General features: G+C 38.2%; 19 protein-coding genes. 16 read left to right on the top strand and 3 right to left on the bottom strand.

Annotated features, from left to right (window positions below; all coding sequences use genetic code 11):
- The first annotated feature begins 126 nt into the window (after positions 1–126).
- From IPK35_04870 to IPK35_04840, 7 genes are all read left to right on the top strand, one after another.
- Positions 127–1,122: a DUF4249 family protein gene (locus IPK35_04870; GenBank protein ID MBK8052619.1), complete on the top strand. Its 996-nt coding sequence runs from the start codon at positions 127–129 to the stop codon at positions 1,120–1,122.
- Positions 1,123–1,280: 158 nt separating this feature from the next.
- The gene (dnaK, locus tag IPK35_04865; protein MBK8052618.1) at positions 1,281–3,200 is read left to right on the top strand and encodes a molecular chaperone DnaK; all 1,920 of its coding nucleotides are present in this window, start codon (positions 1,281–1,283) and stop codon (positions 3,198–3,200) included.
- A 242-nt stretch (positions 3,201–3,442) separates the two neighbouring features.
- Positions 3,443–3,901 (top strand): peptidase E, encoded by a 459-nt coding sequence (locus IPK35_04860; protein ID MBK8052617.1) that lies wholly within the window; start codon positions 3,443–3,445, stop codon positions 3,899–3,901.
- Positions 3,901–4,149, top strand: a complete 249-nt coding sequence (gene yidD, locus IPK35_04855) for a membrane protein insertion efficiency factor YidD (protein ID MBK8052616.1) — start codon at positions 3,901–3,903, stop codon at positions 4,147–4,149. The genes IPK35_04860 and yidD overlap by 1 nt, the downstream gene beginning before the upstream one ends.
- Positions 4,150–4,206: 57 nt before the next feature.
- Positions 4,207–5,850 carry an alpha-amylase gene (locus tag IPK35_04850; GenBank protein ID MBK8052615.1) on the top strand — a complete coding sequence of 548 codons (1,644 nt, stop codon included), beginning with the start codon at positions 4,207–4,209 and terminating at the stop codon, positions 5,848–5,850.
- A gap of 443 nt (positions 5,851–6,293) precedes the next feature.
- Positions 6,294–6,539 (top strand): hypothetical protein, encoded by a 246-nt coding sequence (locus IPK35_04845; GenBank protein ID MBK8052614.1) that lies wholly within the window; start codon positions 6,294–6,296, stop codon positions 6,537–6,539.
- Between the two features lie 315 nt (positions 6,540–6,854).
- On the top strand, positions 6,855–7,115 hold the full coding sequence (locus IPK35_04840; protein MBK8052613.1) for a hypothetical protein: 261 nt from the start codon (positions 6,855–6,857) through the stop codon (positions 7,113–7,115).
- Between the two features lie 280 nt (positions 7,116–7,395).
- Here the strand turns inward: IPK35_04840 and IPK35_04835 are convergent, their stop codons facing one another.
- The 3 genes from IPK35_04835 to IPK35_04825 form a co-directional block, all read right to left on the bottom strand.
- A complete protein-coding gene (locus IPK35_04835; GenBank protein ID MBK8052612.1) occupies positions 7,396–9,768 on the bottom strand; it encodes a GH92 family glycosyl hydrolase in 2,373 nt (790 codons plus the stop codon).
- Between the two features lie 138 nt (positions 9,769–9,906).
- The gene (locus tag IPK35_04830; protein MBK8052611.1) at positions 9,907–10,515 is read right to left on the bottom strand and encodes a 50S ribosomal protein L25; all 609 of its coding nucleotides are present in this window, start codon (positions 10,513–10,515) and stop codon (positions 9,907–9,909) included.
- 116 nt (positions 10,516–10,631) lie between these two features.
- Positions 10,632–11,573: a ribose-phosphate pyrophosphokinase gene (locus IPK35_04825; GenBank protein ID MBK8052610.1), complete on the bottom strand. Its 942-nt coding sequence runs from the start codon at positions 11,571–11,573 to the stop codon at positions 10,632–10,634.
- Between the two features lie 262 nt (positions 11,574–11,835).
- On the opposite strand from IPK35_04825, the gene IPK35_04820 reads away from it, so the two are divergent.
- From IPK35_04820 to IPK35_04780, 9 genes are all read left to right on the top strand, one after another.
- Positions 11,836–12,819 carry a transposase gene (locus IPK35_04820; GenBank protein MBK8052609.1) on the top strand — a complete coding sequence of 328 codons (984 nt, stop codon included), beginning with the start codon at positions 11,836–11,838 and terminating at the stop codon, positions 12,817–12,819.
- Positions 12,803–13,150 (top strand): transposase, encoded by a 348-nt coding sequence (locus IPK35_04815; protein ID MBK8052608.1) that lies wholly within the window; start codon positions 12,803–12,805, stop codon positions 13,148–13,150. Before IPK35_04820 ends, IPK35_04815 begins: the two co-directional genes overlap by 17 nt.
- A gap of 256 nt (positions 13,151–13,406) precedes the next feature.
- The gene (locus IPK35_04810; GenBank protein MBK8052607.1) at positions 13,407–14,348 is read left to right on the top strand and encodes a hypothetical protein; all 942 of its coding nucleotides are present in this window, start codon (positions 13,407–13,409) and stop codon (positions 14,346–14,348) included.
- Between the two features lie 350 nt (positions 14,349–14,698).
- Positions 14,699–15,601, top strand: a complete 903-nt coding sequence (locus IPK35_04805) for a DMT family transporter (protein MBK8052606.1) — start codon at positions 14,699–14,701, stop codon at positions 15,599–15,601.
- Between the two features lie 2 nt (positions 15,602–15,603).
- On the top strand, positions 15,604–16,239 hold the full coding sequence (locus IPK35_04800) for an O-methyltransferase (protein MBK8052605.1): 636 nt from the start codon (positions 15,604–15,606) through the stop codon (positions 16,237–16,239).
- Between the two features lie 468 nt (positions 16,240–16,707).
- Entirely contained in the window at positions 16,708–17,166 is a 459-nt protein-coding gene (locus tag IPK35_04795; protein MBK8052604.1) for a (2Fe-2S)-binding protein, read from the top strand.
- Between the two features lie 41 nt (positions 17,167–17,207).
- Positions 17,208–19,457 (top strand): xanthine dehydrogenase family protein molybdopterin-binding subunit, encoded by a 2,250-nt coding sequence (locus IPK35_04790; protein MBK8052603.1) that lies wholly within the window; start codon positions 17,208–17,210, stop codon positions 19,455–19,457.
- 24 nt (positions 19,458–19,481) lie between these two features.
- Complete coding sequence (locus tag IPK35_04785; GenBank protein ID MBK8052602.1) at positions 19,482–20,603, top strand: XdhC family protein; 1,122 nt, start codon at positions 19,482–19,484, stop codon at positions 20,601–20,603.
- Between the two features lie 112 nt (positions 20,604–20,715).
- On the top strand, positions 20,716–21,945 hold the full coding sequence (locus IPK35_04780) for an MFS transporter (protein MBK8052601.1): 1,230 nt from the start codon (positions 20,716–20,718) through the stop codon (positions 21,943–21,945).
- The last annotated feature ends 70 nt before the right edge of the window (positions 21,946–22,015 follow it).

The raw sequence follows: 22,015 nt of genomic DNA, 5'->3' as shown, positions 1-22,015 counted from the left end.
TAGCTGTACTAGAATATTTTAATCGGGATTCAACATAAAATCTACATCATTTATGCTTTTCTATTCCATATTGCTGAGTTACAGCATAATATTATATACTTTTGCAAAAAAATAAACCTTCTGAGTATGTCAAAGATATGGGTACTTATTTTGTTAACTTTAGTGTTTCATATAGTAATATCCTCATGCTCCAATGATTTTGAACTCACAGAACCGGAAACTGAAATTCCAGTGGTATATGGTATGCTTTCACCCTCAGATACTGCAATATATATCAGAGTAGAAAGAGCATTTATCGATAGCAAGACATCAGCATTGACCCTTGCCAAAGATATCTCAAAATTGTACTTTAATGACATATCCGTTAGACTTCAACAGGTTACCACCGGCAAAGAATTTGCTCTGCAGCGTGTAGACGGTAATAGTGAGGGATATAAAAGATCTCAGGGTGCTTTTGCGGATGCTCCCAATTATCTGTATAAGATCCGCAAATCAGATATAACTTTGATCCCGGGCCAGCAATATAAAATCAAGATCATAAAAAATGATGGTGTTGTGTTGAGTGAAGCTACGACAACCCTTCTTAATCCATTAAAAAATGAAGATGTCACATCACCAAACGCATCAGCTTTGTTGTCTTTTCAAAATAATATAGATTTTCGGGTGCGATGGTTTGGAGATAATAATGCAGTCATCCATAATGTAAAATTTACCTTTTTTATCAAAGAAGAAAAAGATGGCAAGCTTTCGGACAAGTCAGTAGTTTGGGACCTTGTCACTAATACAGAAAAAACTGACATTACATTTCAAGGAAGGTCGTTTTATGATTTTTTTCAGGGAGCTCTCACGGATAAAAATCCCGGGATCAAACGATATTTTCAAAATGCCTCCATCAGCATCACATCAGGTGGTAAAGAACTAAAAGACTATGTTACTATAGGTCAGGCCAATCTTGGTATCACATCATCAGGTGAAATACCCAGGTATACCAACCTGAGCAATGGAGCATTGGGAATTTTTTCTTCAGCAACTACACTCACCAGAAATAATATCGGACTCACTCCGGTTACCCTTGATTCACTCAGAAGGGGACAGATCACAAAAAGTCTGAATTTTCAATAAATTTCTGACGTTCTGTCAGTTTGTATCCCAATTTTGTGCCACAAATGCATTCATTTTGGCAGAAACAAACGCCCATTTTCGGTTGGCACGCAGATTGTCTATGATATTACAGTTTTACAAAATTACATTACAAAAAAATATAAAAATCATAATTCAAAATGGGTAAAATAATTGGAATAGACTTAGGAACCACCAACTCTTGTGTTGCAGTAATGGAAGGCAACGAGCCAGTGGTAATAGCCAATGAAGAATGCAAAAGAACCACTCCTTCCATAGTAGCTTTTCTGGACAACGGAGAGCGCAAAATAGGTGACCCTGCAAAAAGACAGGCCATCACAAATCCTACAAGAACCATCGCTTCCATCAAAAGATTTATGGGCAATAGGTTTAGTGAAGTGGGCAAAGAAGCAGGCAGAGTAGCTTACAAAGCAGTCAAAGGTGACAATGATACCGTAAGAATAGACATCGATGGCAGATTGTACACTCCTCAGGAAATATCAGCCATGGTACTTCAGAAAATGAAGAAAACAGCCGAAGATTTTCTTGGTCAGGAAGTGACAGATGCGGTGATCACCGTTCCTGCATACTTCAATGACTCACAAAGACAAGCGACTAAAGAAGCGGGAGAGATTGCCGGATTGAAAGTACAGCGTATCATCAATGAGCCTACAGCAGCAGCTTTGGCTTATGGATTGGACAAAAAACATAAAGACAGCACCATCGCAGTATTTGATCTTGGTGGTGGTACCTTTGATATTTCAGTTTTGGAATTGGGTGATGGAGTTTTTGAAGTAAAATCTACAAATGGAGATACTCACCTCGGAGGAGATGACTTCGATCAGGTCATCATCGATTGGCTTGCGGATGAGTTTAAGTCACAGGAAAATGTTGACCTCAGAAAAGACCCTATGTCTCTTCAAAGGATCAAAGATGCCGCTGAAAAAGCAAAAATAGAATTGTCAACTTCTGCAGAAACTGAAATCAACCTGCCATATGTGACTGCCGTCGACGGAGTTCCAAAACACTTAGTTATGAAACTATCAAGAGCTAAGTTTGAGAGTCTTGCTGATAGCCTTATCAAGCGTACATTAAAACCATGCGAAGATGCATTGAAAGATGCCGGATTGTCTAAAAGTAATATTGATGAAGTTATCCTGGTAGGAGGATCCACGAGGATACCTGCCATCCAGCAAGCTGTAGAAGACTTTTTTGGCAAAAAACCGAACAGAAGTGTTAACCCTGATGAGGTAGTCGCTCTGGGAGCTTCTATACAAGGTGGAGTATTGAGCGGTGATGTAAAAGATGTCTTACTTCTTGACGTAACACCACTATCTCTGGGTATCGAGACTATGGGCAATGTATTTGACATCGTCATCGAATCCAATAGTACCATACCTACAAAAAAGACAAAAACTTACTCTACCGCTGCTGACAACCAACCGAGTGTGGAAATCCACATATTGCAAGGCGAGAGACCTATGGCCAGAGACAACAGAAGTGTAGGAAGATTTATCTTGGACGGTATTCCACCTGCACCTAGAGGCGTTCCGCAGGTAGAAGTGACTTTTGACATGGATGCCAATGGTATTCTCAAGGTGTCAGCAAAGGATAAAGGTACGGGTAAAGAACAAAATATCCGAATCGAAGCATCCACAGGATTGTCACAGGAAGAAATAGCTAAAATGAAAGCAGAAGCTGCTGCCAATGCTGATACAGACAAACAAGCCAAAGAAAGAGCCGAAAAACTCAATATGGCTGACAGTCTTATCTTCCAGACAGAAAAGCAGATGAAAGAAATAGGTGACAAGATACCTGCAGATAAAAAAGCAGCTATAGAAAGTGCACTTACAGAACTCAAAGAAGCGCATAAGCTAGAAGATCTCGCAAGAGTGGACAAAGCATCAGAAGCAATGAACGCTGCATGGCAGGCGGCATCTCAGGACATCTATTCTGCGCAGCAAAATGCAGAAAGCAACGGTGGTCCTCAGGATACACAGCAAAATGCAGGTACCAACCAAGGTGCGGCAGATGATGTCACAGATGTAGAGTTTGAAGAAGTAAGCGGAGATAAAAAGTAAGGGCTTGTTGCGATGTAAAGGTTATATCGTATCAAATCCTAAGATCAGGTTTTGACTTTTAAAAGGTGAATAATAGTTTTGAAAAGTCGGCTATCAGCATATGATGCCGGCTTTTTTTTGTGCCTTTGAGGAACAATCAATCTGAAATCCGTGTTAGACTAAGATTCATCATGTGATAAGCTGATATGATTGTAGCTTTATATTGTATGTTGCTTTGTATAAAAACGGAGTATCAAAATGAGATGAAAACTGCGCATGATTTCCACCTCAGCCGATGTGAGATCAACTATGAAACCACATCAGGAGATGTACAGATAGCAGCTCACATCTTTTTGGACGATCTGGAGAATGCAATTGCACTTACAGGCAGAAAAGGCTTGTTTATAGCTACAGAAAAGGAAAGCAAAGACTGTGATGAAGTCATTGAAAATTATATTAACAAAAAACTAAACCTAAAAGTCAATGGCAAATTTTACACCGCTGAAATGTTAGGTAAAGAGTTGTCCAAAGACAAAATCGCTGTTTGGTGCTATCTTGAGATATCCGGAGTGCGCGGCATAAAAACCTTTGAAATAGAAAATAAGATACTGACAGAGCTTTTCAACGATCAAAAAAATATCGTGGACTTCACAGTCAACAAAAAGAAAAAGTTTTTTACAATATTTGATGATAAAAAAGTCACAGAAACCTATTTGCTATGATGTATCAAATGATTAAAAGACTTTTTGTAATTCCGGTCAGACTTTACCAAATGCTGATCTCGCCATTACTAGGGCAGAACTGCAGATACCAGCCTACCTGCTCGCAGTACATGATCGAAGCAATAGAAGAATGGGGTCCGGTGAAAGGTATATGGTTGGGTGTCAAAAGAATATTGAGTTGCCATCCCTGGGGCGGCCACGGTCATGATCCCGTACCCAAAAAAAAAGAATCTGCACCCAAACTATAAAGAGTATAGCCCTAAATTTTTACTATATTTGCAACTCAAAAAACTTATTCAGTAATCATGGTAGTACGAAATTTCTTGACCTTTTTATGGGTGATTTTTTTAGTTACGGCATGTAATGCGCCAAAACAATTGACAAGTCATCAACAAAAAAATGCATTTTCATGGAGCAATGCTACAGTGTACTTCTTGCTGACAGACAGGTTTAATAACGGCGATAAAAGCAATGATTTTAATCACTCAAAGACTCCTGCTCCATATCGTGGATTTATGGGAGGAGATATAAAAGGGATCACTCAGAAAATAAATGATGGATATTTTGAAAAGCTGGGAGTTGATGCCATCTGGATGACTCCATTGGTAGAGAACATCACGGAAGGCGTTGATGAAGGAACCGGATTTTCCTATGGTTTTCATGGCTACTGGACCAAAGACTGGACTAAAATTGATACCAGACTGGGTACAGAAAAAGATGTCAAAGATATGGTTGAAGCAGCCCACAAAAAAGGCATTCGTATCCTGATGGATGCCGTAATCAATCATACCGGACCTGTTACAGCAACTGATATTCAATGGCCGGATGATTGGGTTAGGACAAGCCCCAAATGCACCTACAAGGGATATAATTCTACTATTACCTGTACACTTGTGGACAATCTCCCTGATGTCAAAACTGAATCTACCCTGGAAGTACAGCTACCACCCCATCTTGTAGAAAAATGGAAAAAGGAAGGAAGATACGAAAAAGAATTAGCAGAACTGGATGCATTTTTCAAGAGAACAGGATATCCGCGCAGACCTTATTATTACATTATAAAATGGCTGACTGACCTCATACGAAAATATGGAATTGATGGTTTCAGGGTAGATACTGTAAAACATACAGAAGAAGAAGTTTGGAAAACTTTATATGAAGAATCAGTCAATGCTTTTGATACTTGGAAAAAAGCAAACCCGTCTGATTTGCAGCACAATCAGCCATTTTTTATGGTGGGCGAAGTGTACAATTACAACATCGGATCCGGAAGAAATTTTGATTTCGGAGATAAAACGGTGGATTACTTTGCCAATGGTTTTGATGCACTTATCAACTTTGATTTTAAATATGATGCCACAAAACCTGCGACCGAGTTTTTTCAAAAGTATGATCAGCTACTTAACGGACCCTTGAAAGGAAAATCTGTAATGAATTACGTTTCTTCTCATGATGATGGTAGTCCTTTTGACAAGTTGCGAACAAAAACATACGAATCAGCTACTAAGCTATTGCTTGCTCCCGGTATTGCTCAGATTTATTATGGTGACGAGACAGGAAGAAGGCTTGATGTTCAGGCTCAAGGTGATGCCACACTCAGATCCTATATGAACTGGGAAGACACGGGTACATCCCAAACCAAAGACCTGCTGGTACACTGGCAAAAACTCGGTACATTCAGAAGGAAGCACATTGCCATAGGAGCAGGAAAACATACTCTGATTGAAAAGGATGTTTTTTCAAGAAGCTACTCTGAGGGTAACTTTGTAGATAAAGTCATTATAGCTGTCAATCAGCTGAAAGGCAATAAATCCATACCAGTAAGTACCATCTTTAAAGATGGGCAAAAGCTTTTGGATCATTATTCAGGTTTGGCGTCAGAAGTCAAAAATGGTAGTGCTGCTGTCAATTCGGCGTTCGATATTGTCTTACTGGAGGCTATCAGATAGCAGTGGGCTTTTTATTTATCTGAGTATACCTTAACTAATGGTGGGCAGAAAAAAATTGCAAAAAAATAATGCATAATATATTGTATATCTTATAATTATGTATTAATATTTATTAATTCAATTTTCTGTTTAGGTAAACATCTTTTGTCAAAATTTTAAATTTGAGCTTGCCCCGAAAACAAATATATTATTATAATCAACCATTTTTTACCCAATACCATGCCTAATCGGTAGACCGGCCTGAAGGGAGAAATATAGAACCTTTAGCGATCGAATGAAAGAATGGGATACACCCAGAAAAGTTAAGCTTCAAAATGGATATGATGTTCATATGTATGAATTGTTATGATTCAATGCGACCATTGGGGCTTGTTCAAATGCTTCAAAAAAAAATCATATTATGATTGTTCATTTTGTTATATCTTTGTAATATAATTTGGAGAATGGAGATAGCAAATCCCATATATGATGTCGTTTTTAAATACTTGATGGAAGACAATAAGGTGGCCAAAATTATATTGTCCACACTTACAGATTTAGACATCATCGAATTAGAATTTTTGCCACAAGAGCTAAGTCATTTCAAAGTTGATGATGATAAAAAATTATCAAAACGTTATACTGTTTTCAATTTATCCATCTATCGATTGGATTTCTCAGCCCGTATTAAGGAAAAAGATGGCAATTAAAAACTGATCATCATCGAAGTACAGAATTCCAAATTCACTAATGAAAACATGAGATTCAGAAAGTACCTCGGAAAACAGTATATGAATGAAAATTTGTTTGAATGGGCCGATGATCACGCCAAAAACACATTCAAATCTGGAATACCGATATTACCTATTTACTTTTTAGGAGAGTCATTTTCAGAATTTTAAAATTATCTTGTCATCCATATCACCCGGACAGTAAAAGATAGGTATTCGAATGAAGTATTAGCATCCAAAACCAAATTCATAGACGCCCTTTTTCATGAAGGTATCATTATAAATATTCCTTCATTGCGCAAATCTCGTCGCGATGAGCTGGAAGTTTTATTAAGCATCTTTGATCAGGACAACAGAGCACAAAATCATCGTATAATGAATGTAAAAGAGACAGATTTTCCAGAGAAATTCAGACCCATCATCCGCAGATTACAAAGTGCAACCCAGGAACAGGAAGTTCGGGACATTATGATTGTGGAGGACGACTTCCTTTCAGAACTTCAGGACTATGAAAATAGAATTGTTGATGAGCGTAAACTAAGAGAGGAAGCGTAAAGAAAGCAAGAGGAAGCAATAAAATTCCTGCTTGAATTGAGAGTTTCAAAGTCTGACATCGCGTCAAAATTAAACATTCCAGTATCTGATATTGATAGGTTGATTTTGGAGTAGTAATTTAATCATAAGTGATTTTTCTTTTTTAAGAAAATAAGTTTGGTGAAAAATGCTTTGACCTTTTATAGTTGTATTCCAGTTTTTTTTTGTTTAAATTTGCAGGTTTTGAATTAAGGTATGTTTAAACTTTTATTATTTGGCTTTACAACTTTTTAAAAAATTCTTATTCTTTTTCATCACTCATAGATGGTGGTGGGATATTCACGCCCCACGCTGTATTGGGTTTGTCACCCATCTTTAATACAAGTTTTCCGCCCTTCATCAATTCATCTCTGTAAAACCAGCTATTGTCCAGTGTTTTTCCATTCAGTGTGGCTGATTGCACGTATATATTGGATGAGCTGTTATTGATGGTTTCGATAGTGACTTTATTTTTACCATAATATTTGGGATGCAGGTCTATCTCTATCTTATCAAAGAGTGGGCTTCCTATCTGGAAAGTAGGCTTGGATGCTGCATGGCCCTGTACATCATAAAGCCCCATAGAAGTAAGTGCAAACCATGCTCCCATCTGTCCCTGATCTTCATCCTGGCCATACCCGTAACCATCGATGGCTTCCAATCCATAAAATTCATTGCAGATAGCTCTGGTCCATTTTTGCGTTTGCCATGGTTGGCCGGAATAATTAAACAGCCAGGAGTTGAACAGACAGGGTTGATTACCATGATTGTACATCTTTTCGATTCCGGAAAAACTATGAATTTCCTTTCCGCCACCAAAACCCGACTTCTGCGATACTGTAAACATATTTTCCAGCCTTTTATTGAAGTAATCCTTACCCAGCAAACCGATAAGACCTTTGACATCATGTGGTGCATACCAAGTATATTGATAGGCATTTCCTTCCTGAAATCCCACCCAGGCTGTCATTTCATTGAAGTCTTTTATAAAGGCTCCGGTCGTGTCTCTTGGCCTCATAAATTTAGTCTCAGGGTCATACAACAATTTATATCCTTCCGCCATCTTTGTGAGCTTTTTATAGTCATCTGTTTTTCCAAGTGATTTGGCAAACTGTCCTACAGCGTAAGATGTAAAACTATATTCCAGGGTATGTGATGCACCAAATGTAAATATCCAGCCATTAGAAAGTTTGTACTCGTAATTGGGGATATATCCTTGTTTTATAAAATATTCAAGATCATACTTTCCGTTTCCCAGATTCCTGCCTTCATACACCAATTCCGTTTTCCTTGATGCTTCATAGCCTTTTTGAATATCAAAATCACGGATGCCACTATGATACATCGATGCCATCATCAATCCCATAAAATTGGTCTGTACGCCATTGGTATAAACCCCCGCAGCCAGCCCGTCGTGCAACCAGCCGGAGTGATCAGAAAAATCTATATTGGATTGCATATAATCTGAAAAATAATCAGGATAAGCTAGCGCCCATAGTGGGCCGAGATTCCAGCATCCGCCCCACATACCATCTGTATTGTAGTGATTTCTTACCGGAAGTCCTTTTTTGTCCAATGGTAATTTTCCTGTATTACCTCCCGGAAGAGCGTATTGACCATTGACATCATTGGCCAATCCTCTACCCAGCAGCACATGATACAATCCTGTATAGAATTTTATCTTGTCATTTTCATTTTTACCTGTGACTTTGATTCTTGCCAATTTTTCATTCCACTTATTTTTGGCTGAAGCTCTTACAGTATTGAATGTTTGACCTTTTGTTTCTGTTATGAGATTATTTTTTGCATTTTCAATGCTGGTATATGACAGTCCCATTTGCATTTCTATGACTTCTTTGCTCAGGGTTTTAAACTTAAGATACAAACCATTATGTGTTCCTTTGGACATGCTCGGACCAGGTGTGATGATACTGTCAACAAAACTTCCTGACGATGCAGCATTTTTACTAAGTTTTCCATAAAAGTACATTTTTACATACTGCCCGGGATCGCAAAACTTAGCATATTCCGGATAGGTGTATATATACCCCTCTATAGTATTTTTTCCATCCCATTTGATATATGAATCAATCACATCTCCACTTTCACCTTGCTTATGACCTATATCAAAGATGATATATGCAGCATCGGATTTTGGAAAAGTATATCTGTGGTATCCCACTCTTGTAGTAGCTGTGAGCTCTGCCTTGATGCCCGTATCTTTGAGCAAGACAGAATAGTAACCTGGTTCTGCTTGTTCATCTTTTTTATCAAATCTCGACCTGTATCCCTCATCAGGCTTCTCATCCGTAGACGGCACAGTTTGCAATTTTCCTGTAGTAGGCATGGTCACCAATCCTCCTATCTGAAACTCATGAAAGTGGCCAAAACCCTCAATAGAAGAGTGGCTGTCACTATAGCCACATGGCAACCAGCTCCCGATACTACCGTAGGCATTGGTATGTGGAGCAAGTTTGGCCAATCCAAACGGCACACAAGCTGGAGTATAAAAAAACCATCGAGCATGATAAGAACCTAAATTGGGTCTGACGTAATCGACAGGTAGTTTTTGTGCATCAATAATTGAATACGATAAAAAAAAGATTGTCAGGACTACATACACAGGAAACTTCATGATCTCAAAACTTTTAAGTCAAATAATTTTGTAAATATAATAACTATGTCTAAAAGTGTCCATTAAAATTCAATAAAAAAAGGGTTGACCCGACCTGACCAACCCTTTTCTTTACAATTTCTTATAGCTTATAAAAGTTTATTTTTTCTTCTTACCACCTTTATCTGCAGCTTTCGCTTCAGCAGCAGCAGCAGCTTTAAGTGCTCTAGGTATCTCGATAAGTGCTACCGGAGTAGCTGCGTTATTTAAAATTTCCACACCCTTAGGTACAGTAACTTCTCTTACTCTTAATGCCTGACCCAAATCAAGTTTTGAGATATCAGCTTTAAGCTCATCCACCAAAAACTCAGGAGTCGTTTTGATCTTGATTTTACGGATTTGCTGTATAAGTTTACCACCCAATTTTACTCCCGGTGAGCTGCCTTTAAAACGTAAAGGAACTTCCACTTTTATAGGTGTCTTTTCGATAAGTTTTAAAAAATCTATGTGTAATAACTGGTCAGAAACCGGATGAAACTGAGCAGATTTTAAGATGGCTTTGTAATGCTTTCCATCCAAATCAATTTCAGCAATTTTAAAATCAGGAGTATATACCAAATTTTTTACTGATGCTGGCGTGACAGTGAAATGTACTACATCATCTCCACCATACATTACTGCTGGAACCAAACCATTAGATCTGTCTATTCTGGAGCCTTTTTTGCCAAAATCTGATCTTGTTGTCCCTTTTATTTCAATGGTTGTCATATCAAAAATATTGTCGTTATTTCTAAAGAGCCGCAAAGATAAGACTTTCAGCGTTTATTTGTGCCCATTTTAGATAATTTTTTTTCAAAGAATATAAATCATCTATGAATCACCTTTTATAATCCATTTTTTTCAACAAACAATGCGGCTATAGATTTATATTCATGTGTATTCCTTATCGCTCTTGCAAATAATTTGGCACATGAGAGTACCTGAATTTTATCTGATTTTTGTTTGAGCGGAATACTATCAGTTACGATTATCGCTGTAATTTTGGAGTTTTGTATGTTTTCATATGCATTACCTGACAAAACCGGATGCGTCAGCATGGCCTTTACACTTTTTGCTCCCTTTTCAATCAATGCATCCGCAGCTTTACACAAGGTACCTGCAGTATCGATGATATCATCTACCAGAATGACATCTTTACCCTGGACATCACCGATGACTGTAATACCTGCTACTTCATTGGCTACCCTTCTTTCTTTATCACAGATGACAAGGTCTCTTTCGAAGTATTTAGCATAACTTCTTGCCCTTTTTACACCTCCTACATCAGGCGATGCAAAAGTCACATTGCTCAGGTCTTGTTTTGCCAGATATGGCATAAAAATGGCTTCGCTTTTCAGGTGATCAACCGGAATGTCAAAAAATCCCTGAATCTGCTCAGCGTGCAAATCCATAGTCATGATACGATTCACACCTGAAGCCTGTAAGATATTGGCAACCAACTTAGCAGAGATAGGTACTCTGGGCTTATCTTTTCTATCCTGACGAGCATAACCAAAATATGGAATTACTGCAGTTATATATCCTGCAGATGCCCTTTTGGCTGAATCTATCATAAGGAGTAATTCCATGATGTTATCAGCTGATCCAAAGGTTGATGCAATAAAAAAAGTGTATGTCCCTCTTACGGATTCATTGATGACTACCTGCATCTCTCCGTCAGAAAATGTTTTGACAGAAATATCCCCCAGAGGATATCCGTAGTAGCCAGAAATTCTATCGGCAAGATACCGGGAATTGGTCCCGGAAAAAAGTTTGACATCAGGCATGGTTGGTTTATTTAGTAATTGCCCACAAACATACGTCAATTTAACAAACCCTACAATGTCAATTTTTGAAAATTGAGAATTAATTTAAATTTTCGTAACTACTCAGGTATAAAAGCATAAAAATAAAGTTGTAAAAATACAAAAAGAGTTATAACTTTGTACGACCAACCTTAAAGTATTGATATAGAACTTGATTTAAAATCAAGAAAATATCGAAAATTTATCTTACATATTAGTTTTAGTTGAGCAGCTTCGCCAAGAATTGGTCGAGGTAAAAGAAGAATTACGTCTTACCAAAGAAGAATTACGTCTTACCAAAGAAGATAACGAAAAATTAAAGGCAAGGATAATAGAATTGAGTCATAAAAAGAATAGCTCAAACAGTTCACTTCCTCCCTCAACGGATATACAAAGAACAACAAAAAGTCTCAGACAAAAAAGTGGCAAGAAAACAGGAGGCCAAACTGGTCACGAAGGAACTACATTAGAATTTCACTCTGAACCCGAGGTAATTGATCACATTGACCAGACGTGTCCAGTATGCGGAACAATTTATATCGATGTTCCAACATTGAAAGAAAGGCGACAAGTCTTAGACATACCGCCCATTGCCATACAAACATATGAGCATAGGGTGTACGAAAGACGTTGTAGTTGTGGAGCTTGTTGTGTCAGTTCTTTTCCTGACCATGTAAAGAGTCCGATAAGTTATGGTCGAAACATTGAGACATTATGTGGATACTTTTCAGCCAGACAGTATGTGAGCGTATCCAGAATACGAGAGATGTTTGCAGACGTATTCAATCTAAACATCAGCGAAGGAACAATTGTCAATAAAATAAAGTCTTTGGCACAAAGATGTATGCCACAGTATGAAGAAATACAAAAAGAGGTACAACAAAGTAGCTGTGTGGGAACAGATGAAACAGGAGGCAAGGTAAACGGTAAGTTGCGATGGTTGTGGGCATGGCAAACAAGATTAGTCACCTTTATAGTAGTTTCATCAAATAGAGGCTTTGAAACTATTGAGAAGTACTTTGGCGAAGGATTTGTTAATACTATATTGGTCCATGATTGCTGGAAGGCACACTTCATCATAGGGGCAAAAGGACGTCAGATATGCCTAAGCCATATACTTAGAGAATTACAATACTTTATTGAAAAGAGAAATAAATGGGCTTACGAGTTGACTAAATTAATATGGAAAGCCTTGGCTCTAAAAAAAAATAATGCTTACAAATGCTGAAGCCAACTATGAAACACAAATCAACCAAATTGAAAAAACACTAAACCACATACTGAATAAAGAGATACATTCCAAAGATAAAAAACTACATACTTTACAAAAAAGACTAAACAAACACCAACAATATCTACTTACTTTTCTAAAAGTAATGGAAGTACCACCAGACAACAACTTTAGCGAACAAGCCATCAGAAACGTAAAGGTAAAACTCAAGGTTAGCGGTCAGTTTAGGTCAGACCAAGGTGCTTCATATTATGCAGTCCTAAGATCAGTTATTGATACTGCTATAAAAAGAAATCTAAACGTTCTCCAAGTATTAGCTAATGCTTAACTTTGTACCTGAGTAGTTACAAATTTTCAATTCATTTTATTCTGATTTTTTCAATTTAAATATGTATTTTTAAAATTAAAACAAGTCCTAGGCGATGCATGATGAAATGATGCAACCTACTGCTTATATTCTAATTATAACCATTCACTAAAAAAATGACTACGTTGAAATAATAGTTGTTTACATTGTAATTATAAGATTTAGCTTTGTATTGAAAATTCTAATTTTATTGAATTCATCTAATACCCACTTTAATATGAAGAATATATTATTGATCATCACATCTTTATTTATTTTTGGACTGGAGTCTTCTTTTTCACAAACCACCAAAAACTGGATTGGTGGCAGTCCACCACATGTTTGGAGCAATGGGGCATTTTGGAGCCCAGCAGGAGTACCTACCGTTAATGACATAGTAATCATTGCGCCTTCAAGTGTCACTTCAATAAACATTGATGTAGAAGCATGGTGTCACTCTTTGGAGACAAGTAATAATGCATCATTGAACATCAATCAACGCCTAAATGTCAGACCTGGCCCCACAGCACCTTTTGGTATAGCTAATTCAGGAGTTATTATTGGAAATGCACAAATTGACATTGAACACACTGGTATGTCAAATTCTACTGCAATAGGAATACATAATAGGCATGGCGGCATTTTTAGCATGAATCCAGGAGGTTGGCCCAAATCAATAACAATAGCAAATTTAGCAACAGGAATTCACAATGAATATATTTTTAGAATGTATGGAGGTCTAATAAATGATATGACATATGATGGAATAAAAAATGTGATCCCCAATAATATTGACAGTCTTACAATCAAGCATGATCCTATCTACAATCCTTTTTTATTAAACGCCATTGGAGGACATCCACTGTATAACAACAAAGGCAAAATGGTCATAGAAGCGAGAGTAGACATGGCAAATTCTATTAACATGCAACATTGTATATTGTTTGCTGAAAACGGAGACATGGCCTCATCATTAAATGCAGAAATTATAGTCCGGGCACCCAATGGTGAAATTTTATTTCCACACTCGGGATTTTCAAATACTATATACGGAGCATGTGTCAGAAGGAATGGTATTGTGAGGGTTTTTGGTTCTCTAGGTTTTTCCGGTCATACATTAAGTATTAACTCAAATGGGGCAATCATTGCTGAACCGGGTGGAAGTATTACTGGTTACTAGATCTGATTGACACAGCTATGTTTTCCTTTTATGATTACCAGTGCTACATGGACAAAATTAATACCACCAAAATTTGACCTTATTTTCAATATCAGCGTTAAAAAGCAAACCATAGGATTTGTCTTAGCTTTGGCACGGTGACTATAGGTCACAACTAAAATCGTTTGCTATAATTTCTTTTCGATCTTCTTGATTTATATAAAAATATCTCACATCTTCATTTTAGAACTTAAACTTGACAGAGCACTGAAATTTCCAGATAATCTATGTGTACTTTTTCTAAAGATGGATAATACTAAATGTGTAGTGAGTTTTCATTACATTTGTGCATCCACAATGGATATTAATGGATGAATGATGCCTCCCCGAGATCAGCTTATTTAAAAATACATATCGCCGTAATTTTGTTTGGTTTTACAGCCATCTTGGGTGACCTCATACATTTGCCGGCGATATCTATAGTATGGTGGCGTGTACTCATCACTTCTATAAGTTTGTTTTTTCTCATAAGGTTTGGAAAAACTTTAAAAAATCTGAGCGCAAAACAGATAAAGATTTATATCATCATTGGCATCATCATAGGCCTGCATTGGATCTGTTTTTATGGTTCTGTAAAACTCTCAAATGCATCAGTCTGCCTTATATGTATGAGTACCACTTCGCTTTTTACATCTGTCATAGAGCCATTTTGGGCAAGAACAAAATTCAATAAATTGAATCTTTTTATGGGTTTCCTTGTCATTCCGGGCATGCTTCTGGTGGTCAATAACATTGATGTTCAATATATGGCAGGTGTTTGGGTAGGTCTTGCTTCTGCTTTTCTGGCGGCTGTTTTTTCCACATTAAACAAGGCTTATATCAAGGAAGCTGACCCTTATACCATTTCATTTATTGAATTATCAGGTGCATGGATGATGATCACTATTTTGCTGGTAGTTATCCATTTTGCAGGCTTTTCGACAGGGGAATTGATGCCACCGACACTTTCTGACTGGTTATATCTGATTTTGCTTGCTTTACTTTGTACAACTTTAGCTCAGGTACTTACATTACAGGCATTAAAACATTTAAGTGCATTTGCTTTAAATCTCGTAGTAAATCTTGAGCCAGTGTATGGTATTTTACTTGCTGCCTTCATTTTGAAAGAACATAAAGAGCTAAACCTTATGTTTTATATTGGTGCAACCATTATCGTTTTGACGGTGATTTTGTATCCTCTTTTAAATAAAAAATTCAATCTTAAAAATCATTGACTATGCAGGATATTCTTGAACAACTATACAGTTATGCTGAAAATCAATCCAAACCTTCTGATGATTTGCTTCTGAAAATAGAAAGGGAGACGCATCTCAAAACGTTATCGCCTCGCATGCTTTCAGGCCATCTGCAGGGTCATTTGCTCACACTTTTGAGCATTCTGAAACAACCAAAAACAATTCTCGAAATTGGCACTTTTACTGGTTATTCAGCTGTCTGTCTGTCAAAGGGATTGGTTGAAAATGGTAAAATAATTTCCGTAGAATATGATTCTGAAAATGCTGATCTGGCCCGATCATTGATCAAAGGCTCGCTATATGAACAAAAAATAGATATCATCACTGGCGACGCCCGACAAATAATTCAGGCGCTCGACCATAGTTTTGACATGGTGTTTATAGATGCAGATAAAGAATCCTATAGACAGTATTATGATATGGTGTTACCCAAATGTAATTCAGGGGCACTTATTATAGCTGACAACGTGTTGTGGAGCGGAAAGGTACTCGATCAGGAAATGGATAAAAAGACCAGAGCTTTGCACGATTTTAATGATATGGTAAGACAGGATGTCAGAGTAGAAAATTTTATAATTCCATTCAGGGATGGTCTGAATATGATGATTAAAAAATGAGTGGTGATGCTTTTTTCAGGATATCCTAACTCTGTAAAACGGATAAAAATTTGATTTATCCTAAATAGTGTGTATTACAAAATAGAAGTTAATGCCTTCGCTAAAGAAACTGATTGCTATTTTGTCCTTCGTAAGAAACAAGCCTATATGCAAAAAAAATATATTACGATAGCTGGGTTTTTCCATAATTAATAAACAATGTGTTTGGTGAGTTAGATGGAATTGCACTTTTTCAGTGTTCTTTTTAATAAACGATAAAATCGTGGTTGAATTGAGCGGGTCGTCTCAAGCGTTGTTTGACAGGCACTTCAGAGCCTGCCAAGCTATGCTTGGGAATGAGGGTAGCGAGGAAGAAAATTTGAATTTGTGCGGTTTTTTATACACACTCTTAAATATTAAATATTTCAAAAATCAAAAAAAATGTTTATATTTGTACATTATTTTTGACAATCCGAAAATTTTACCATTATGGCTGCATATACATTGAAAATCAACGGTCAGACACATAACTTAGATATCGACCCTACTACTCCCTTGCTTTGGGTACTTCGCGATCACCTTAGACTTACAGGCACAAAATATGGTTGTGGAATAGCCTTGTGCGGGGCCTGTACTGTGCATCTCGATGGTGAAGCTACAAGGTCATGTATTTTACCCATAAGTGTTGTTGGAGATAAAGACATTACAACTATCGAAGGTCTTTCAGCTGATGCCAGCCACCCTGTGCAGCAGGCCTGGCTGGAGCACGATGTACCTCAATGTGGCTACTGTCAGGCTGGCCAGATCATGACTGCTGCCGCTTTTCTGAAAGATAACCCCAATCCCGATGATAAAGACATAGACTCTGCCCTAAGTGGTCATCTGTGTCGATGCGGGACTTATACCAGAATAAAAGCTGCCATCAAATCAGCAGCCAAAAATATGTAAACATTATGCCAAAATCCTTCAAATTTAAATATAAACAAGATATGACACTTTTCAAAACAACCGTTGGAAGAAGGACTTTTATGAAAAGTTCAGTGATGGCAGGTGGAGGTATGATGCTGGGATTTAGTTGGTTGGCATCGTGCAAATCATCCACCGAAGAATTACTGAAAATGCCGGATGAATGGTTTAAAATCAACGGATATCTTAAAATCGGGAATAACGGTGTGACAACCATCATGTCACCAAATCCTGAAATTGGCCAAAATGTTAAAACTTCTATGCCGATGATTGTGGCTGAAGAATTGGATATAGACTGGAAAAATGTCATCGTCGAACAGGCTCCATTGGATGTCAGTATATTTAAACGGCAGATTGCCGGTGGTAGTCAGGCTATACGTCAGAGCTGGGAACCTCTGAGAATGGCAGGTGCTACAGCCAGGCATATGCTCAAAGAAGCTGCAGCAAAAGCATGGAATGTCCCGATATCACAAATCACCACAGAAGCTGGTGTTTTACATCATAAAACCAGTGGAAAATCAGCAGGCTACGGCGAGATGGCATCAGCAGCAGCAACCATTCCTGTACCAAAAGAAGTAAAACTGAAAGATATCAAAGACTTTAAAATCATAGGTACACCCAGAAAAAATGTCGATGCAAAAAAGATAGTCACCGGTCAGCCATTGTTTGGTTTGGATTACTACAAAGAGGGTATGATGATAGCTATGATCGTTCATCCACCCGCTTTTGGACTTCAATTAAAATCATATGATGACACAGAAGTAAAGTCAATGCCCGGTATTAAAGATATATTTAAGATCAAAGTGTATAATGATGATTTTACTAAAGGTGGATTGGACACCATTACTTTTAATGATCTGGTGGTAATCGTAGGAAATACTACCTGGGAAGTGATGAATGCAAAAAAGAAAATCAAAACGGAATGGGAACCAATAAAAACAAGTAAAGAAACCAAATCCATGTGGGGAAATACTGAAGATGTGGTCACTCCTGCTGGTATGGAAAGTTCTGAAAAGCAATCAGAAATAATGCAATCTTTTGTAACCACATCAAAAAATACAGTCAGAAAAGATGGTAATCCTGAAGGCGCATTTAAGAAAGCAGCCACTATCCTCGAACGCAGCTACACAGCCCCATACCTGGCACACAATACCCTGGAGCCCATGAACTTTTTTGCACATGTCACTGATGAAAAAGCAGCGTTAGTAGGACCTATCCAAACCCCTGAAGTGATGGAAAAATCAGTATCTGCGAGATTGGGTATGCCACTTGAAAAGATTGATATTCAGCTGACCCGCATGGGAGGAGGCTTTGGAAGGAGATTGTATGGTCATTTTTTGATAGAAGCGGCAGTAATATCCCAAAAATTAAAAGCACCTGTCAAGTTGATATATACAAGAGAAGATGATATGACGTGCGGAATATACAGACCGGCCTATTATGCTATGTATCGGGCTGCACTGGACGAAAATAAAAAGCTGACCGCTTTTCATGTCAAATGCGGAGGTATGCAGGATAGCCCACTTTCTGCCAATCGATTTCCCGCCGGATCAGTGGATAATTATCTCGCAGAAGAATTTATAATTCCATCCAATGTCAGTACCGGTGCTTTCAGAGCTCCCGGATCCAACTTTATAGCCGGAGCCGAACAGTCATTTATAGACGAACTTGCCGAGACTATGGGAAAGGATCCTATTGATCTTAGGTTGGAGTTATTGGAAAGGGCAAAGATAAATCCTGTAGGTAAAGATAATGATTATGATGCAGACAGATATGCTGGTGTACTCAAAATGGTGAAGGAAAAATCCGAATGGGGCAAAAAAAACCCGGGCATTCATAGAGGTATTGCAGCCTATTTCTGCCATAATTCTTATGTAGCCCAGGTGCTGGATATAGAAATGAAAGACAAAAAACCCGTGATCAAAAAAGTCACCGCTGCCGTAGATTGCGGTATAGTAGTCAATCCACTTGCAGCTACCAACCTTTGTGAAGGTGGTATCATCGACGGAATAGGTCACAGCATGTATAGTGCTATCACCATCAAAGATGGAATTGCAGAGCAATCCAATTTCAACAGTTATCACCTGATCAGAATGAATGAAGCTCCCGAGAGCATCGATGTACATTTTGTTGAAAATCAAATAGACCCGACAGGACTTGGAGAACCACTGAATCCACCTGTCGTAGGAGCACTGGCAAATGCATTGTACAAAGCGACAGGTAAAAGATATTACAACCAACCATTTGCTGGAGAGCAAAAAATAATAGGATAAGAAAATAACCTTAATGGCCATCAAGTGAAAGAGATCAGGGACATTGTGGTAAATTTTGGCAAGTGGCAATCTCAAGAAAAAAAATGTGCATTAGCCACTGTCATCAGTGTGGAAGGATCTGCCTACCGCAGACCCGGCGCAAGGATGCTGATCTCAGAAGACGGAATGCTCTCAGGAGCCATAAGTGGCGGATGCCTGGAAGGTGATGCCATGAAAAAAGCGCTGCTTGTCATCAATAGTCAGCAACCTTCATTGGTCACCTACGACACTATGGATGAAGATGACGCCATCATCGGTGTTGGGCTGGGATGTAATGGAATCATCAAAATTCTGATAGAACCTATCAACCATTCTGATCCTGCAAATCCAATACAAATTTTACAAAATATCAGCCAGACAAGATTAGCAACAGTCGTGGTTACTTTATTTTCCAACAGCGAAAAATCTCAAACTACTTCAGGAACCAAATTGAGTATAGATGAGTCAGGAAAAATATTTACTCATGATATATCAGATCATCTGTTGCAAATTATAAAAAAGAATTGCCATAAAGTTTTGGAAAATAAGAGGAGTATTTGGTTGGATGTGGAGGGAAATGATCAAAAGAAAACCATATTCCTGGAATTTGTACCGCCTGCTATCCAGTTGATCATAGCTGGTGCCGGGAATGATGTACAGCCCGTAACAGACATGGCATCCATCATGGGTTGGGATGCTTTGGTGATAGATGGAAGATCCAATTATGCTAAAAAAGAGCGTTTTCCTTCAGCTTGTCAAGTGATGGTTGCCAAACCAGATCAAATATTAAAACAAATCATAGCAGATGATTACACCTACTTTGTTTTAATGACTCATAATTACAACTACGATAAAGCACTGATAAAAGAATTATGCAACATCAACCCAAAATATATAGGGATGTTAGGTCCTAGAAAAAAACTGGAAAGAATGCTCCGGGAATTCATTGATGAAGGCTGTCCCCTCACTGATAGCCAGATACATGCCCTTTACAGTCCGGTAGGTATAGATCTTGGGGCAGAAACATCAGAAGAAATTGCTCTATCTGTTATCGCTGAGATCAAAGCTGTGCATGAAGATAAAAAGGGTACCCACCTTCGCTCAAAGCCGACGCCAATTCATGCGTAAGCTTACTTGACCCAACACATTTTGTGCTGGTTATGGTATTTTTTGGTATTGATCACTCCAATAAGAAAAAAAATCCATTACATTTGTTGGATCATTACAAAGCCATCAACACATGACAAAAAAAACAAACCTTCAGCACCTTTTAAGTATTCCTGTTATTGTGGCCGCCTTGGGCTACTTTGTAGACATTTATGATCTGTTGTTATTTGGTATAGTACGCATTCCCAGCCTTACATCTATGGGTCTGAATGAAGAACAATTGTCCATTCAGGGTGCAAGTATCCTGAACTGGCAGATGACAGGGCTGCTGTTGGGTGGTATTCTTTGGGGTGTCATGGGTGATAAAAAAGGCCGGCTGTCCGTTCTGTTCGGCTCTATACTTACGTATTCTCTTGCCAATATTGCCTGTGGCTTGGTCCAGACACCTGAACAATATAAAATATTACGCTTCATTGCAGGCATAGGCCTGGCCGGAGAATTGGGTGCCGGGATCACACTCGTTTCTGAAATCTTGCCTAAAAGGCTGAGAGCTATCGGAACTTCATTGGTTGCCGGTGTCGGACTTTTTGGTGCTGTAGTAGCTTACTTTACAGCTGATCTGTTTGACTGGAGAAATGCATACTTTATAGGTGGTGGTATGGGTTTGCTCCTCTTACTGATGCGAATAGGCGTATTTGAATCCGGATTGTTTAAAAATATCAGACAGGAAGGGCATGTTACTAAAGGAAACTTTTTTGCATTTTTTTCCAACGAAAAAAGACTGCTTCTATACCTTAAATGTATAGCCATTGGATTGCCTACGTGGTTTGTCATAGGTATTCTGGCCACTTTCAGCAATGAGTTTGGAAAAGCATTAGGGATAGAAGAGATTATTAAACCAGGATTGGCCATCATGTGGTGTTATGTAGGTCTTGCTACCGGGGACCTTATCAGCGGATTTTTTAGCCATGCGTTAAAATCAAGAAGAAAAGCAGTGGGGTATATGATGCTGTTTACTTTAGCAGGATGTATCATTTATCTTTTTGCCGGAATCAAGTCAGCTACATCACTGTATATGCTTTGTTTATGGATGGGATTTGGAATCGGTTACTGGGCTATGTTCGTTACTATCGGTGCAGAACAGTTTGGCACCAACCTTCGGGCTACCGCAGCTACGACTATCCCTAATATGGTGCGAGGAACAGTGGTCATCATGACCTCCATCTACATGGCGGCCAAACCATCCATGGGTGTGATTATTGCCGGAGCCATAGTTGGTGTTTTGACATTTACTCTAGGATTTATTTCTGTATACTCCATTCCGGAAACACACGACAGAGACCTGGATTTTTTAGAGAAGTGATTTTTGGAGTTTATCTTTCAGCAATAATATATATTTTTCAAAAAAAACATATATTATTATATATTTAATG

The sequence above is a fragment of the Saprospiraceae bacterium genome (genome assembly GCA_016713025.1).
Lineage (GTDB): Bacteria > Bacteroidota > Bacteroidia > Chitinophagales > Saprospiraceae > OLB9.
This window is presented reverse-complemented; position numbering and strand designations above follow the sequence as displayed.